We start from the raw sequence: 15,631 nt of genomic DNA on the forward strand, positions 1-15,631 counted from the left end.
AATACAAAATCCCTCAGGTTTTTACGTTGATCCGAAATTGACAAGGTAGTAAGTCGTTGATACCCAGTTAAACAACGAAAGGCAAGCAGCCTTTTTATCGACTACTTGCCTTATAGTTGTGATTCCGTTGCGATTCGAACGCAAGACCCACGCCTTAGAAGGGCGTTGCTCTATCCAGCTGAGCTACGGAACCATCCTTAATTGCGGTGCAAAGGTACACTTTTTTATATAAACTGCAAATATTTGTATCTAAAATTTTCATCTTCTATAAAGATTTCATAAATATTATTTGCAATAAGTAATGACAGATTACTTTAATTCACTCAGAGTCAATGAATTTCAGTAAAAAGTTGTTGTTACAAGCCCAAAGGCAGTCCACAGATATACCAAAATATAAACAATATTGTCCAAACTAAAAGAATCAATAAAGAATACCTCCAAGTATATTTCAGTAAGGAACCATAAGTGGATTGTTTATCATACTGCTGCATATAAGTCAACACCAACGGCATGTAAAACATAAAAGGCGTAATGGCATTCGTTGCGCTGTCACCAATGCGGAAAGCACACTGTGTCATCTCCGGAGAAATTCCCATACCTGCCAGTACCGGAACAAAAATGAAAGACATGAAAGCCCACTTTGAGGTGGCAGATACCATAATAAGATTGACAAGAGCCGTAAACAATATAAACAAAATCAAAATCCACAAACTGTCCAGACGAACAGAAGAAAGCAAATCCGCTCCCATAATGGCTATACACCTGTCCAAGTGTGAATACTCAAAACAAGCAAACATCTGTGAAGCGAAAAAGGCAATGACAAAATAGACACCCAACAACTTCATCGGCTGAGTCAACCCTTCTATCACATCTCCGTCTGTACGGTAGCGCCCGGAAGCGAAGCCATAAACCATTCCCGCCAATCCTATGCCCAAAGAGAGCAAAAACAAGATTCCGACAATAAACGGGGAACGGATCAAACCGCCATTGACACCCCTCAATATCCCCCAAGAAGAAAAAGTAGCCCATAAGATGACCACCGCATAAAACAGTCCGGCTACGACAGCTCCCATCAAAGCTCTCCGCTCTTTACGGGACAATTGCTTATAACCGGGAAAACGAATGTCACCGTCATACTCACCCAAACCGGGCAGCAAACTTCTACGGGTAATATAATAAATGATCGAAGCCAGCAAGAAAGTAGATAGGCAAAGAAAATAATAATTACATAAAGGTCCTGTTTGTCCGGGAGCAATATTTGCCGCATCAGCAGCTTCCTGTGTTGTTGCAGCAATCATAGGGTCTAAGGTACTCAACAAGACATTGGCACTATAGCCGCAGGATACCGAAACATAGGCAGTAATAATGCCACCAATAGGATGCAACCCTGCCGAATGAAACAAAGTAGCAGCAATAGGCAAAAGAATGATATATCCAGCATCTCCCACCACGTTAGACAGTAATCCCAATAGAATGACCCAAAGGATAATCCGCCATGGATCCCTGTTCCGGCGTACTCCCCGGCGAATACACGCATCTATAAAACCCGAATGCTGTGCCACACCTATGCCAAACATCGCCACAATCACCAATCCTAGCGGAGCAAATCCCGTAAAGTTGGTCACTACATGGCGTAATAGCCAACGGATGCCCTCAGGACTCAACAGACTCTGTACGCGTATTTCCTCCCTTGTTTCGGGCTGCAGTACACTCAAGCCATAGACATCGAATATCCATGATAAGAAGATGACTGCCAACGTCAGCAGGAAGAACATTGTTGCGGGATGCGGCATACGCCATTTACTCTTCATAGAATTCTTGCTTGAGTTATTTATTCGTCATCAGGTTCCAGATTGTCTATATCCAGAATGCGAAGTTCCAAGGCACGTACCACCAGACGTGTGGCATTCACCCCTACCCGTTCGCTTGCAGGGAAAAGCCGTCCTACCAGCTCATTCTGGCGTTTCTCCAATGACTTTACTCCGAAGGGCATTCCTTTCAGGTTGGCAATCATGTCCTTGGTATATCCCAAGGCAAGATGACGGAGGAAACGTTCATCATATTCATCTATATCATAACTGATAATGGCCTCCTGCCGCTTTGCATCATTTAATACCGACTTCCGGAAACGTTCCACAATCTTTTCGAGAATCGGATAGTTAAAGACCAGTTTCTTGCCATCCATCACAGCCTGTACATCTGTTTTGGTCAATAGTTCCCCGGTTTTAAGGATGATACCGTCCGCACCCGCATCAAGCACATCCACCCACAATTTTTCATTTAGAATCTCTCCGGTAAATATCAGTACATGCACACCCGGATAGCGTTTGAATATATTGCGGCAAATATCCACTCCGATAGTTGTAGAGCCTCCTAAACCTAAATCGAGCAACACCAAATCGGGTACTCCGGCTTCTATCAGCGGCCAAAACTCCTGTTCCGTCATGGCGGTACCAATGACTTCGGCATTCGGAATCTCGTGACGGAAAATCTCTTCCGTACCTTTCAGTTCAAGCTTTACATCTTCAACGATGATAACTTTAAATTTCTTCTCTTCCATGCATTCTATAGCTAATTTATGAATTACAAATAATGATTAGGCGACAGTCTCCGTGGAACGGTAAAGTAAACTGCATATCCGCCATTCTTTCCCGGCTCCGCATTAATACGGCAACCACGGCGTCCGGCAAACTCATCATGGTCACGGATAATCTGCTTGCAGACCAGATATTCCGTCCCGCGTAGCTTTCCCCTCTCTCCGGCCGCCATACGTGCCAGATTCGGATAAAAAAGTAGGTTCAACTCTTCACGCGTTTTTTCCCTGCGCATATCCGTAAATATGAAACGTACAAATTCCCCATCTACTGCGGCACATAGCAGAATTTCTCCATCAACAGGAACAGAAACAGCTTCGTCTATCAGATTTTCCAACAGAAAGCGCAACTGGTTCACATCTCCAACCACACTTCCGTCCAACTGTTCCATCCGGAAGGTGACGTGAGCTGTCATTCCCTTGCTCACTTTACGGAAATATTTCTCCGCAGTATTCAGCAACTCCGGTACGGAAATTACAGAGCGTCTGAAGGTTATCTCTTCCAACTGACGGGATGCACACGAATTGAGTATAGTAAAAATTCCCTTATAATACTCTATCAATTCTCCTATGGCAGACACGGTTTCCAACTCTTCCGCCTCCGTAAGTTGTCCCGAACGTAATTTCCCTATCAGCTGCTTGATCCTGTTCGGATAATAAATCGTTTCGTGCTTAATGGTAGAAAGGCAATTGTCCAATACCATATTCTGCACATGCAACAGGCTATCTTCCCAGGAGGCTCGCCGCACTTCATCCTGTGCAGTCTCGATATCCCGGTATTTGGTAGCCAGCTTCACTACGGCATTGAAAATTACAATAGCCACATAACGCGCAACCAATTCCAGCAGCAACCGGTCACTCTCCTGCTCCGTACCCTCCCGCCGTTCCAGACACAATACTCCGATACAACGTGACGCCCCACCCGCATCTACCATAAGCGGGAGCGCCTGCATGCCGGTCTCTGCCTGATAAACCTGACTGTCAAAACAATGTTGGATAAAACCTTTCCAGGAAACATCATCCCCCCAGATATCTTCGGAAGGATTTGAAGCATATTCCAGACGGTGTGCAGACTCATTATACACAGCAACGCCCAAACGGTCTATGCTCAATAACTCATTGACCGCATCATAAGCCGCATTGACTATTTGCAAAGGAATTTCTTTCAAGGTATCTTCCTCTCGTTGCAGCATCTCTTCCGTCTCTGGAGACGTCAACAGGGAAGCCTCAAAAATTTGCTTGTTGATTTCCAAAACTTGTTCCAGATTCCACCGGTTCACCAACCGCTTCCGGACGTAAAAAATATAATATCCCAACAACAAAGCTAAAATAAGCATAATACCCAGCAAGATACCTACCAGCTTATTATTCGTGGAACGTTCCAACTGGCGGCAATATTCCTCCAGAGACTGGTCTTCCCCAAGCAACTTGTATAGAGTTGTATAGGCAGCATTGTTGTAGCTATAGTCATCCCATTGTTTCAAGGCAAGAAAGGCAACCGCAGCCTCATTGCGGATATCCAGGATTACGTGAAAATCAGAGTTGAACATTTCGTTCCACCAATCCAATTCAGCAGATTGCCCGTCACCTGTCAGCGTCATAAAGTGCTGCGGGGAGGGTGCATATTTTTCATAATGGGCATTCAAGTAATACATGGCCGAATCCACGAACTGCAAAGCCTGCTCATAATCGCCGTCAATATTACTGTAATAGGCATTATTGGCAAAATCAGAAGCAATGTCCAGCATCAACTCATATTCATTTCGGGCAGCCAATGCTACAGAATCCGGAACCTTCTCCCCATCTGCCCTCTCCGGAACTCCGCTACAGGAAAAGCATCCGAAAGACATACAGAGCAGCAACATAGTCAACGTTTTACGGACTCCTACCGGTAAACGAAAATAGAAACGGCTTCCTTTCCCCAAAGTACTCTCGACATTGAAAAGGCAGACCTTAAACAAATCATTGGTTTTACGATATTTCTCAATGATTCCTTTACAGTTCATCAGTCCGAAACCACTTCCTTTGTTTTTCCTCAATTCTTCCCGGTCTATAGCATCATTCATGCCAATGATCCTAGAGTCATAAATCTTTTCGCCGACAATGCGTGCTACATCGTCAACCGACAATCCACATCCATTGTCTTCCACGGAGATTTCCACATAATCCTTTTCCGAACGGGCATATATTCGTACCGTTCCACCTTGCGGAGTATATTTCCGGGCATTTTCCGCCAAAGTATTGATCATGAATAAAGTCAACGCCTTATCCGCCTTCACGCAAGCATCTGTGGGTATGACCTCCAAATGCTGCCGTTTCATTTCAAAAGCACGGTTTCCTTTTCTCAACAGTTCAAAAAGTTCATTCAAACCAAAAGTCTCGACATTCAAGCTCAATGTACCTTGTTTCATCTTAATCCACAAAGCCAAGATATCATTGTACTCATTGATGGTAGTTACCAACTCATCAATATATTGATATTTCTCCCTTTTGATTTTCTCATCATTGATAAAGCCTTTCCGGTTCAGTTTATGCACTTCGTTGATAATACGGTCTATATACGGATGAATACCGTTGACAATAGACATACATGCTTTCTTCACCAGATTCTGACGTTTGTTTCCGGCAATATGCTGCTCATAAATATAACGTTGCTTTTCCAGCCTCCTGCGCTCGTCTCCCAAAGAGATGGAAGTCATGCCATTATCCAATGCCCATTGTATATAAGGAGTTATTACCTTCACCATTGCCAACTCATCCTTGCCCATGTGTTGCGGCAATACCAGCCGACGGTTTTCAATACGGATATCTTTCACTCCGAGCAAATCTTCCATTTTGGGAGCCACTGCAGACTGAATGGCATCTATGACCTCCTCCTCTGTCCGTGCATCCGCCGGGATGGCTGCCGTTATCTCCTGGCAGATATCCAGCATTTCCTGCAAACGGTGCAGATGTATTTTATTCTTTACTTTGGAACGTTTGTTAAAGAACCAGAAGAACAGGAACACCAGCACAAAGCCCACCACTACAAAGAAGAGCAGGGCATTCAGTTGGGTTGATTCCTTCTCCAACGCAAGATAACGGCTCTCCAGTTCCTTGTCCTGCCGGGTATCCTCCAAGATATCCAGATAAATATTGCGGTTGTAATCAGATTTGGCCTTCATCTCCAGTCCGGCATACGACACGCTCAATTGCTCACGAATGCGGGATATCCACTCCGGAACCGTCTTTAGCTTATGTTCTATCCATGCCTTTTCCGCACAGATAGTATCCCTGCTGTCGTAGGCTTTCAGCCAGTCCAAACTGTCACGGCAGTTATAAAAACGGCGGTGATGATCGTTTACACATTCCAGTGCCGTTCTCAACGTGTCCAGTGCTTCCTCATACCTGCCATGCGCATTCAAATACTTGCCGATAGAAACATATGCTCCTGCAATCTGATATAAATCATTGTATTGGCTGAACTTTGCCAAGGCCAGTTGCCCCAGCCGCATCGGCAACAAGGAATCTACCGGCACACCCAATTGCTTCAATGCATGCGAACGCCTATTCTGGAAGAATTCATAATTATCCGGTGAAGCCATCAGGTTGGCAAGCCCCTGCACACCGTTACCTTCAAAATAAAGATACCCCTTTTTTGAAGCCAAATGCCAGGTTGTATAAAGTTCATCAAACTCGTGCAAACGTTGCTCATCCGGCGTTTCGCCATCACACAAGGCAGCAGAGCCTTTTATATAATGATAGTACAGCAACTGGTTGGTATCTGCCGCCAATTCTTCATTTTCCGGGACTTCGTCGATGCACGCTACAGCTTCCGGACGTTGCTGCAAATAGTAGTAATAAACCGCAGAGACAATATAAAACTCAGAACGCGCATAGTTCAAGCGCAACCGTTCATGCTTGTCCACAAAAAGATTGGCATCCTCGGCTATCCGCTTCATACGGCGCAGTGCGCTATTGCGGTAATCATAAAACTCCTTGTTCAAGGCAGTACGCTGATATATCTTCATCAATCCTATATCGGCAACAAGAAGCTCCAGTTCATTTTTTGTCAGGTCATAAACTTCCTGATGGTACTTTACCGCCTGTTCGAAGTCCATGCGCATAAAAGCACAAAATCCCAAGTTGTTGCAGGCTTCCGCCTTGCCTTGCCTGTACATGCTTACTTCGTTATATGCCCGTGAGGCGGCATGGCAGGATGAATCCAAATCCTTATAACGATAAGTATATGCCACCTGATTCAATGAATCGATGAGATGCACTTCCTTCATGGGAGCTGTACCCACGCACGAAATCATTGCTGCACAAAGCCACAGCAAACTTGCTGGCAATATTAAAGAAAGCCGTTTCATAAAGCAAAGCTACAAATAAATCCGGGAACTAAAAATATTTTTTCTACAATAAGTCTTGTGTTATGTAACGGGAAATTCATACCTTTGCATGCAAATTAACAAATAGGTAACATCTATTACACAAATGAGCGAAAAAGCACCCTTTATGGTATTCTCGGGAACAAACTCGAGATACCTGGCAGAAAAAATCTGCGCCAGCCTTGATTGCCCTCTGGGAAATATGAACATCACCCATTTTGCAGACGGTGAGTTCGCCGTTTCTTATGAAGAGTCTATCCGCGGCGCACATGTATTCCTGGTTCAATCAACTTTCCCTAATTCTGACAATTTAATGGAACTCCTGCTGATGATTGATGCAGCCAAAAGAGCATCAGCCAAAAGCATCGTAGCTGTCATCCCGTATTTCGGATGGGCACGTCAGGACAGAAAAGACAAACCCCGTGTATCTATCGGTGCCAAGTTGGTTGCCGACTTGCTTTCAGTAGCAGGTATCGACCGCTTGATTACGATGGACCTCCACGCTGACCAAATCCAGGGTTTCTTCGACATTCCGGTGGATCACCTGTATGCATCAGCCGTGTTCCTCCCCTATATCGAATCATTGAAGTTGGACAATCTGGTTATCGCGACTCCGGACGTAGGCGGTTCCAAGCGTGCCAGCACATTCTCCAAATACCTCGGCGTACCTTTGGTATTATGCAACAAGACACGTGAGAAAGCCAATGTAGTGGCTACCATGCAGATTATCGGTGACGTGCAAGGCAAGAATGTTGTATTGGTTGACGATATCGTAGATACGGCCGGAACTATCACCAAGGCTGCCAATATCATGCTGGAAGCCGGTGCAAAATCAGTCCGCGCCATTGCCAGCCACTGTGTGATGTCCGACCCTGCTTCTTTCCGTGTACAAGAATCCGGTTTGACAGAAATGGTATTTACAGACAGCATTCCTTACTCAAAAAAATGCGCCAAGGTAAAACAGCTAAGCATTGCTGATATGTTCGCCGAAACCATCAAGCGAGTGATGAACAACGAATCCATCAGTTCACAATACATTATCTAAAAGTGCCCTGCACTTCTTAGAATAAAATAGAAAAAGCGAAAGGCTGCGCAGTTCAAGTGAACATTGCGCAGCCTTTCGCTTTTTTCGCTCTTCAATTTATTTATCAATCAGCCTTCCCATTTTGTAGGTTCCTTTCCGTATCACCTTTCCATCCTTATCGGTTTCCACGAAAGGGCCGTCTTTCTTTCCTTGCTTGAAAAAGCCTTCATAACGATTGCCGTTCTTGTCTTCCTGCACACCGCTGCCCTCTTCCATACCATTCACGAAACCACCTTTATATTTGGTCCCGTCGGTCAGGATCAAGGTACCCTGGCCATTGAATTTATTGTCTTTCCACTCACCTTCGTAAGAGTCACCGACATTCCATTTGTAAGTGCCTTTGCCATCACGCTGGTTATCTTTCCACTCACCATCATATACGGCACCGCTTGCCCACGTAAATATGCCACGGCCTTCCTGCTTGCCATTCTTGAAATGCCCCACATACTTATTACCGCTGGCATGGTAATATATACCTTCACCAGTGCGTTCACCCTGTACATAAGAACCTTCGTAGCGGTCGCCGGTATGAAAGAAGTAGATTCCTTTGCCATGCTGCATATCATCCATCCAATCTCCTATATATTTATCCCCGTTGGCATATTCAAAAGTTCCTTTACCGTCACGGACATCATTTTTCCACTGGCCCTCATATTTGCTGCCATCATTCCAGGTCAGCGCACCTTCGCCGTCCTTCTTGTCGTTTTTCCAGGAACCTACATATTTAGAGCCGTTCTTCCAGGTATATGTTCCCCGGCCTTCACGCTTGTCGTTTACCCAATCACCTTCATAAATGTCACCGTTGTAATAGTACATCGTACCTTTACCGTGCTGGTAATCCTGAAACCACATGCCGTCATAGCGGTTATTGTTCATAAAATAGTAAATACCCTTGCCGTGCTGCTGATCCTGATACCACTGCCCCTCGTATTTCTCCCCGTCAGTAAACATATAAGTACCAAAGCCTTCGCGTTTCCCTTTCACATATTCCCCTTCATATACATCACCGTTCTTAAAGACCGTTTTTCCTTTGCCATTAGGCTTACGTCCTTTCATCTCGCCTGTATAGACACTGCCATCCTTGAATGTATGGGTTCCTATCTTTATTTCTGAGGAGAATGTGCTTTTAACTTTGTCGAAAAAACCATTTTTCTTTTCTTGAGCAGTAGCTCCACCTTGGCATAAACATGCCAGAATGAGTGCAGTATATAGATATTTCATTGGGGATTAATAGTTTATATTACTGATAAAGAAGACGTATCCAAGCTGTAATTTGTTACACTTCCTCAACATCTTATGTACAAAGATACGATTTATCTGCCAAAACAACGCGGTACTTTACGCATTTTATGACATTTTTTTGCCGGATACGACTTCTTTTAATTTCTCTTTGCATAAATGCTTTCCGGCAAGTTCACGGATCTCTTCCGGAGTAACGTTCTTTACGGCATCCAAAGCATCCGTAAAGTAAGAGTCCCGCAAACCGGATATCTGGACAAATATCCATGCGTCTGCCAAAGAGAAAGCTGATTCATAACTGCGGCACATCTCTCCCGACATGTAATTCTGAACCATCGAAAGTTCCTCGGCAGGAACCAGATCATTCTGCAAGCGATCTATTTCGTGGTAAACCTCAGCTATTAGAGGTTCTACAAATTCATTGGCCGTCTCGGCATTCACGGCCAGTACACCTTGACCGGGGTAAGGCATGACACCTGCAGAAATACCATATGTATATCCTTTTTCCTCGCGTATATTAGACATCAGCCGGCTTCCGAAATAGCCTCCGAATAAAGTGACCAGCACGCGGAGTTTCAGATAATCGGGATGATTACGGTCCAGAGAGAGCATTCCCATACGCACCGCACTCTGCAATGCATCGGGGCGTTCTATGAAAATACGTTTCTCTTCAGAAACAACCGGAAGATACTCTTTCTTTTCCGGTTTGCGGAAACCGGTGCCGAAAGGTTCGCTCCCAAAAAGCTGCTCAACCTTCCGGATACACTCGTCCGTCACTTTACCGGACAAATAGATACTGCAATTACCGGAATGATAATAGCGGTTGTAGAAATCACGCAATACCGAAGGAGTAATACGATGATAATCCTCCTCCTGTACCAGACGTCCTCCGGGATGCCGCTCTCCGAACACCGCTTTTAGCAGTCCGCGATGTGCCAGGAAGTCAACCTTGGAAGAGTTGACCAGAAATTGCTGGATATTAGTATCTATGATTACACCCAGTTCCTTTTCCGGAAATATCGGTTCCTTCACAATGGATTCCAGCACATCCAGAGTTTCCGGCAAATATTTATTCAATGAATAGAGTGTGAGATAAGCGTGTTCCGACGCACTGGACAGTTCCAGCCAAGCTCCATAGTAATCCAACCTTTCCGCAATTTCAGCCGCTGTAAAACGGCGGGTTCCTTCCCGCAGCATCCGGTTGGTAAACAAGGCCTGCAAAGGTTGTACCTGTTGCCACCTGCCGCCTTTTATCAGAAAGTCGATGCGTACGACTTCATTTTCACCTGCATTCAGTACATTCAACGGTATGCCGTTAGACAATACCATACGTTCAGGCATTTGTACCGCCAATTGTTCCGGTTCGAGTATTCGGGGTTGAAGGGTTCTGTCTATCATCTTTCTCACTTTGCCGCTCTGCCACTCTCTTTCAAAAACATTTCCGCACGTTCCAAGTCCTGTGGAGTATCTATTCCTATAGTCTCCACCTCCGTTATTCCCGCCTTGATGGTATAACCATTTTCCAACCAGCGCAATTGTTCCAGCGACTCTGCCAGTTCAAGGGGAGACTGGGGAAGCGAAGTGATTTCCTTCAGCACTTCCACGCGGTAGGCATACAAGCCTATATGCTTATAATAAGTATGATTCTTCAGCCAATCCTTTTTTTCGGCATTCCGTTGGTAAGGAATGACAGAGCGGCTGAAATACAAAGCGTTCATATTCCTGTTCAGCACCACTTTCGGAGAATTTGCGTTCTCCAGTACTTCAAAGCCATTATCTGCAGCAAAGGGCTTTACCAAAGTGGCAATCTGGGTCGTGGAATCATCAAAACAAGCCTTGATAGCCTGCAACTGTGAAGGTTGGATAAAAGGCTCGTCTCCCTGGATATTCACGACAACTTCAAACGCCCCGCCTATCTTCGTGTATGCTTCATAGCAGCGATCCGTGCCACTTTTATGATTCACGGAAGTCATGACCACCTTTCCACCGAAAGCTTTGACGGCAGCTTCAATGCGTTCATCATCTGTAGCGACGTAGGCATCATCCAATACCCCCGCCACTTGTTCATACACCCGTTGTATTACTGTCTTACCCCCCAACATGGCCAACGGTTTGGCCGGAAAACGCGTAGATGCGTAGCGGGCGGGAATAATTCCTAAAAATTTCATATTCTTCAAATCCTTTTGTGCCCCTTTTCTAATAAAAAAAGGATAGCATTACTTCATATTTATAATCGAAGGGGCTCATTTCTTTCCTATTTCAAGAGAGTCTAGTCTATAGCTCCAACTCCTGCAATCCGCGTACGATATAATCCCGCTTCCAATCTTCCGGTTTGTAAATCATGGAATCACAGGCAAGCAAATCAATATCCAGACGCACTATCTCCTGTTCCTTTTCTTCAGAAGTCCTTCCGGCCTCTTGCTCGATGGTTTTCAACCGGGCAATCACTTCACCGGCCTGCCGGTCGGACATAAAACGCGCCACTTGATTGGAGAACAAATCGGAGCGGTGGAGATACAAAGGCTTCGTTTCCTCCTCCGTAGAGAAGCGGATACCGGGAAAGAAGTCGGATAACCGTTTGCGTGCCAGCGCCAAGTTGGCTTTCCGTTGCTCGTTACTGCCAATACTGATTGTGTAAACCATTTAAGCCATCAATTGAATAATTCATCCAACCCCTCTATCGGTTCCTCCACACTGTTGTCCCCTTCCATATTATCCTTACAGGGATCAAAACCTTCGGGCAACTGGAACTTCTCGTTCTCATCATACCCCAAAGTTTTATCACCAAGAACTTTCACCATGTATTTGGTCCAGATAGGCAAAGCCATGGAAGCACCCTGCCCGTGCAGCATCGTGTCAAAGTGGATGTCACGGTCTTCACCTCCTACCCAGCATCCGGAAACAAGCGAAGGAGTGAAGCCCATAAACCAACCATCTGCATTATAATTGGTGGTACCTGTCTTGCCTCCCATGTCTGCCGCTACGCCCAAACGGCGGACGCGGCCGCCTGTGCCTTCATTGACAACGGCACGCAACATCACCAACATCTTGTAAGCGCTGGATGCACTGATCACCTCTTGCATTTCCGGCGCGAAAGTTGCCAGTACATTGCCGTCATTATCCTCAATCCGTGTCACAAACAAAGGAGCTACCCGGATTCCCTTATTGGGGAATGCAGTATATGCACTAACCATTTCGCCTACAGAAATCTCGCAAGGCCCCAAGCAGAGAGAGACGGAAGGAACAATTTCACGGTTACGGACACCGAATGTATGAATCAGCCGTTTCAGATTATAAGGATTCAGTTTGCTCATCAAATAAGCCGTAATCCAGTTGTCCGAATTGGCAAGTCCCCACTTCACGGTCACCATTTCACCGAGACGCTTCTTGTTGGCATTGCGGGGAGTCCAAGGCTTTCCGTTTTCATCGATCAATGTATATTCCACGTGTCGGACTTCATCGCACGGCGAGAATCCGTTCTCCATAGCCAGTGTGTAAAGGAACGGTTTGATGGTAGAACCGACCTGGCGGCGTCCTACCATGGCCATGTCATATTGGAAATAATGGTAATTCGGACCACCTACATAGGCTTTCACATACCCGCTGCGCGGATCCATTGACATGAAGCCTGCACGGAGGAAGAACTTATAATAGCGGATAGAGTCCATTGGAGTCATGACAGTGTCTTTCTCGCCCGCCCAGCTGAATACGGACATCTCCTCCGGAGTATCAAAAGCTTTCTTTATTTCAGCATCCGAAGCACCCGCTTTCTTCATCAGGCGGTAACGGTCCGACTGTCTCATGGCACGTCCCAGAATCTCATCCACCTGTTCCTGAGTCAGCCGGAAAGTATAAGGCGCTTTCTTGGCCCCTTTCTTTTCCTTAAAGAAGTAGCCTTGCAGCTCTTTCAAATGTTCCGTGACGGCATCTTCCGCATACTTCTGCATACGGGAGTCAAGTGTCGTATAAATTTTCAACCCGTCCGTATAAAGATTATATTTACTTCCGTCTTTCTTGGTGTTCTTCTCACACCAGCCATACAAAGGATTGTTGATCCAGTCGAGTGAATCTTCGTAATACTTCTGCATCTGCCAGCCGCGATAATCAGACTTGTCCGGTTTTTTAGCGGTCAGCACCCCACGCAGGTATTCACGGAAATACGTTGCCATCCCCTCCTTGTGGTCCACCCGGTTGTACTTCAGTTTTAGAGGCAATGCCTGCAGGGAATCCCGTTCGGCCTCCGTAATATATCCGGCCTTACGCATCTGGTCAAGTACCACATTGCGGCGCCCGCGGGAACGCTCGTTATACCGCACCGGGTTATAAAGTGAAGGATTCTTACACATGCCAACCAATGTGGCGGCTTCCTCTATCTTCAAGTCTTTAGGTTCGCACCCGAAATAAGTAAAGGCGGCAGTCTTTATGCCCACTGCGTTATTCAGGAAGTCGAACTTATTAAGGTACATGGTCAGAATTTCTTCTTTAGTGTAGTAACGCTCCAGTTTTACGGCAATCACCCACTCTATCGGCTTTTGGAAAAGACGCTCCATTACATTGTCCGCGCTGGGAGAGTAAAGTTGTTTGGAAAGCTGCTGGGTAATGGTACTTCCCCCGCCGGCATTTTTCTGCATCAGGATGCCCCGCTTCACCACTGCTCGGAACAGTGCTTTGGCATCAATGCCCGAATGTTCCGAAAAACGTACATCCTCAGTGGCAATCAATGCATTGATAACATGAGGGGATAAATCCTGGTAGCCCACATAAACACGGTTTTCCTTACTGTATGAATAAGTTCCCAAAACCTTACCGTCATCGGAAAAAACTTCTGTGGCAAACTTATAATTAGGGTTTTCCAAATCTTCTACCGGAGGCATGTAACCTATCCACCCTTTAGCTATCGAAAAGAATATAACGACGCACGCAAGTGCGATCAGCGCGATGAAAATCCAGAGGATTGTGACGACTTTCTTTATCATGTCTGGCTATTAAAATCAAGATTCAATAATGGGGCAAAGGTACGGAAATATATTGGATGTGCCTATGATTTTCTACATCTTTTAAAAATTTACCGACAAAATTCAGCACTTCCTTTCATAGAGTTTATCCTTGACCATAATTCTTTCTCCATTGCGAGGGAGAGATGCGGTTCATTCTGGTAAACACCGTGATGAAGTTATTGTAGGAATAGCCCGTCATTTCGGCAATCGTATTGATTGAAAGAGCGCTACTCCCGACAAGCAGCCGCTTCGAATAGTCGATGCGCAATTGGGCAATCCAGCTCCGGAAAGAGAGGGAATACTTTGAGTTTACATAGTCGGACAGGTAAGTCCGGTTCGTGCCCAGTTCCACCGCAAGTTGCTGTATGGTCAGTTCGGGTGCTGTGTAGCCCCGGTCCTCAATCCACTCATCCACCTTTCTTTCCAATGCCACGAATGCCGGATGGGCGTCTTCGCCGACGGGCAGGCGCTGCTCTTCCGTTTGTTCCTTATCTTCCGCCTCGCTTTCGGCAGACAGCATAATCTCCTTGATATGTCCCACCGACAGAGTGTACCGGTACAGCGAATAAGACATGTAGGTAAAAAAGAGAATTCCCGCCACCATATATATAAGCAACCCCAGAGTGGGCGCGAATGCCAGGCCGATGCCTGAAAAACCGATGATTCCCAGTCCATGTGAACTGAGAAGCATCCAGCGGGTGAAGTTGGAGACATTCTCGGAGTAATAATTATCCATATCACGCTTCATGTTGGCATAGACCCTGTAATAGCGGTGCAGAATGGCGTAAACCTCGTAGGCATAGTAGAGCGCGGCCGCTATGACCACGTACTTTTGGACGGGTACCGGCACAAACAGGATATTCAAAGCCATGACAGTCATCAGCGCACCCCACAGGACAAGCCTGTTGCGTGTTTTCCGTACAATGGGAAAACGGTTATCTACCAAGGCTGAGAAAGCGATTTCCAGCAGGGAGCCGAAGATATAGAAGCGGGAAAGATTGACAGATACCTTAGCGACCGGATCTTCCAATTCTCCGCCTAAGGACCACGTAATGGCGATATGCGTCGCCCAGATAATCAAAGTCGCCCCAAAAAGGCGGCGGGCCAAGACATGGTTCCGGAACATATCCTTGGGAGCCGGGTCAAGCAGAAAAAACAACCCATAAACAAATGTCAACGGGAAAGAAATCAGCTGTATGTTATGATAAACAGTTTCCATTTTAATATAAATATCGCCTGCAAAGGTAGCAAAATCCCCTCAAAAGTCGTTTTTATTATCCTTCCAAAGTGCCGGAATGTCTTGAAATGACAATGAAAAAACTACTGAAACAACAATTTTACTACTGAA

Annotated in this window: 10 protein-coding genes and 1 tRNA gene; 1 reads left to right on the plus strand and 10 read right to left on the minus strand. The window is 45.7% G+C overall.

Annotated features, from left to right (window positions below):
* Window positions 1–119: 119 nt before the first annotated feature.
* The 4 genes from HMPREF9446_RS00085 to HMPREF9446_RS00100 form a co-directional block, all read right to left on the minus strand.
* Window positions 120–193, minus strand: a tRNA-Arg gene (locus tag HMPREF9446_RS00085).
* 163 nt (window positions 194–356) lie between these two features.
* Window positions 357–1,811, minus strand: a complete 1,455-nt coding sequence (locus tag HMPREF9446_RS00090) for an AbgT family transporter (protein ID WP_009123402.1) — start codon at window positions 1,809–1,811, stop codon at window positions 357–359.
* A 20-nt stretch (window positions 1,812–1,831) separates the two neighbouring features.
* Window positions 1,832–2,560, minus strand: a complete 729-nt coding sequence (locus HMPREF9446_RS00095; protein ID WP_009123403.1) for a DUF5932 domain-containing protein — start codon at window positions 2,558–2,560, stop codon at window positions 1,832–1,834.
* Window positions 2,561–2,583: 23 nt separating this feature from the next.
* On the minus strand, window positions 2,584–6,945 hold the full coding sequence (locus tag HMPREF9446_RS00100) for a sensor histidine kinase (protein WP_039968143.1): 4,362 nt from the start codon (window positions 6,943–6,945) through the stop codon (window positions 2,584–2,586).
* A 124-nt stretch (window positions 6,946–7,069) separates the two neighbouring features.
* On the opposite strand from HMPREF9446_RS00100, the gene HMPREF9446_RS00105 reads away from it, so the two are divergent.
* On the plus strand, window positions 7,070–8,008 hold the full coding sequence (locus HMPREF9446_RS00105) for a ribose-phosphate pyrophosphokinase (RefSeq protein WP_009123405.1): 939 nt from the start codon (window positions 7,070–7,072) through the stop codon (window positions 8,006–8,008).
* A gap of 96 nt (window positions 8,009–8,104) precedes the next feature.
* Here HMPREF9446_RS00105 and HMPREF9446_RS00110 read toward each other — a convergent pair whose 3' ends face one another.
* The 6 genes from HMPREF9446_RS00110 to HMPREF9446_RS00135 all read right to left on the minus strand — a co-directional run bounded on the left by HMPREF9446_RS00110 (window position 8,105) and on the right by HMPREF9446_RS00135 (window position 15,502).
* Complete coding sequence (locus HMPREF9446_RS00110; RefSeq protein WP_009123406.1) at window positions 8,105–9,268, minus strand: MORN repeat-containing protein; 1,164 nt, start codon at window positions 9,266–9,268, stop codon at window positions 8,105–8,107.
* A gap of 126 nt (window positions 9,269–9,394) precedes the next feature.
* Window positions 9,395–10,684: a M16 family metallopeptidase gene (locus HMPREF9446_RS00115; RefSeq protein WP_009123407.1), complete on the minus strand. Its 1,290-nt coding sequence runs from the start codon at window positions 10,682–10,684 to the stop codon at window positions 9,395–9,397.
* 5 nt (window positions 10,685–10,689) lie between these two features.
* Window positions 10,690–11,454: a 3-deoxy-manno-octulosonate cytidylyltransferase gene (gene kdsB / locus HMPREF9446_RS00120; RefSeq protein ID WP_009123408.1), complete on the minus strand. Its 765-nt coding sequence runs from the start codon at window positions 11,452–11,454 to the stop codon at window positions 10,690–10,692.
* A gap of 106 nt (window positions 11,455–11,560) precedes the next feature.
* Complete coding sequence (locus HMPREF9446_RS00125; protein WP_009123409.1) at window positions 11,561–11,929, minus strand: 2-amino-4-hydroxy-6-hydroxymethyldihydropteridine diphosphokinase; 369 nt, start codon at window positions 11,927–11,929, stop codon at window positions 11,561–11,563.
* Window positions 11,930–11,937: 8 nt separating this feature from the next.
* Window positions 11,938–14,262: a transglycosylase domain-containing protein gene (locus HMPREF9446_RS00130; RefSeq protein WP_009123410.1), complete on the minus strand. Its 2,325-nt coding sequence runs from the start codon at window positions 14,260–14,262 to the stop codon at window positions 11,938–11,940.
* Between the two features lie 124 nt (window positions 14,263–14,386).
* Window positions 14,387–15,502 carry a helix-turn-helix domain-containing protein gene (locus HMPREF9446_RS00135; protein WP_009123411.1) on the minus strand — a complete coding sequence of 372 codons (1,116 nt, stop codon included), beginning with the start codon at window positions 15,500–15,502 and terminating at the stop codon, window positions 14,387–14,389.
* Between the last annotated feature and the right edge of the window lie 129 nt (window positions 15,503–15,631).

The organism is Bacteroides fluxus YIT 12057 (assembly GCF_000195635.1).
Taxonomy (GTDB): domain Bacteria; phylum Bacteroidota; class Bacteroidia; order Bacteroidales; family Bacteroidaceae; genus Bacteroides; species Bacteroides fluxus.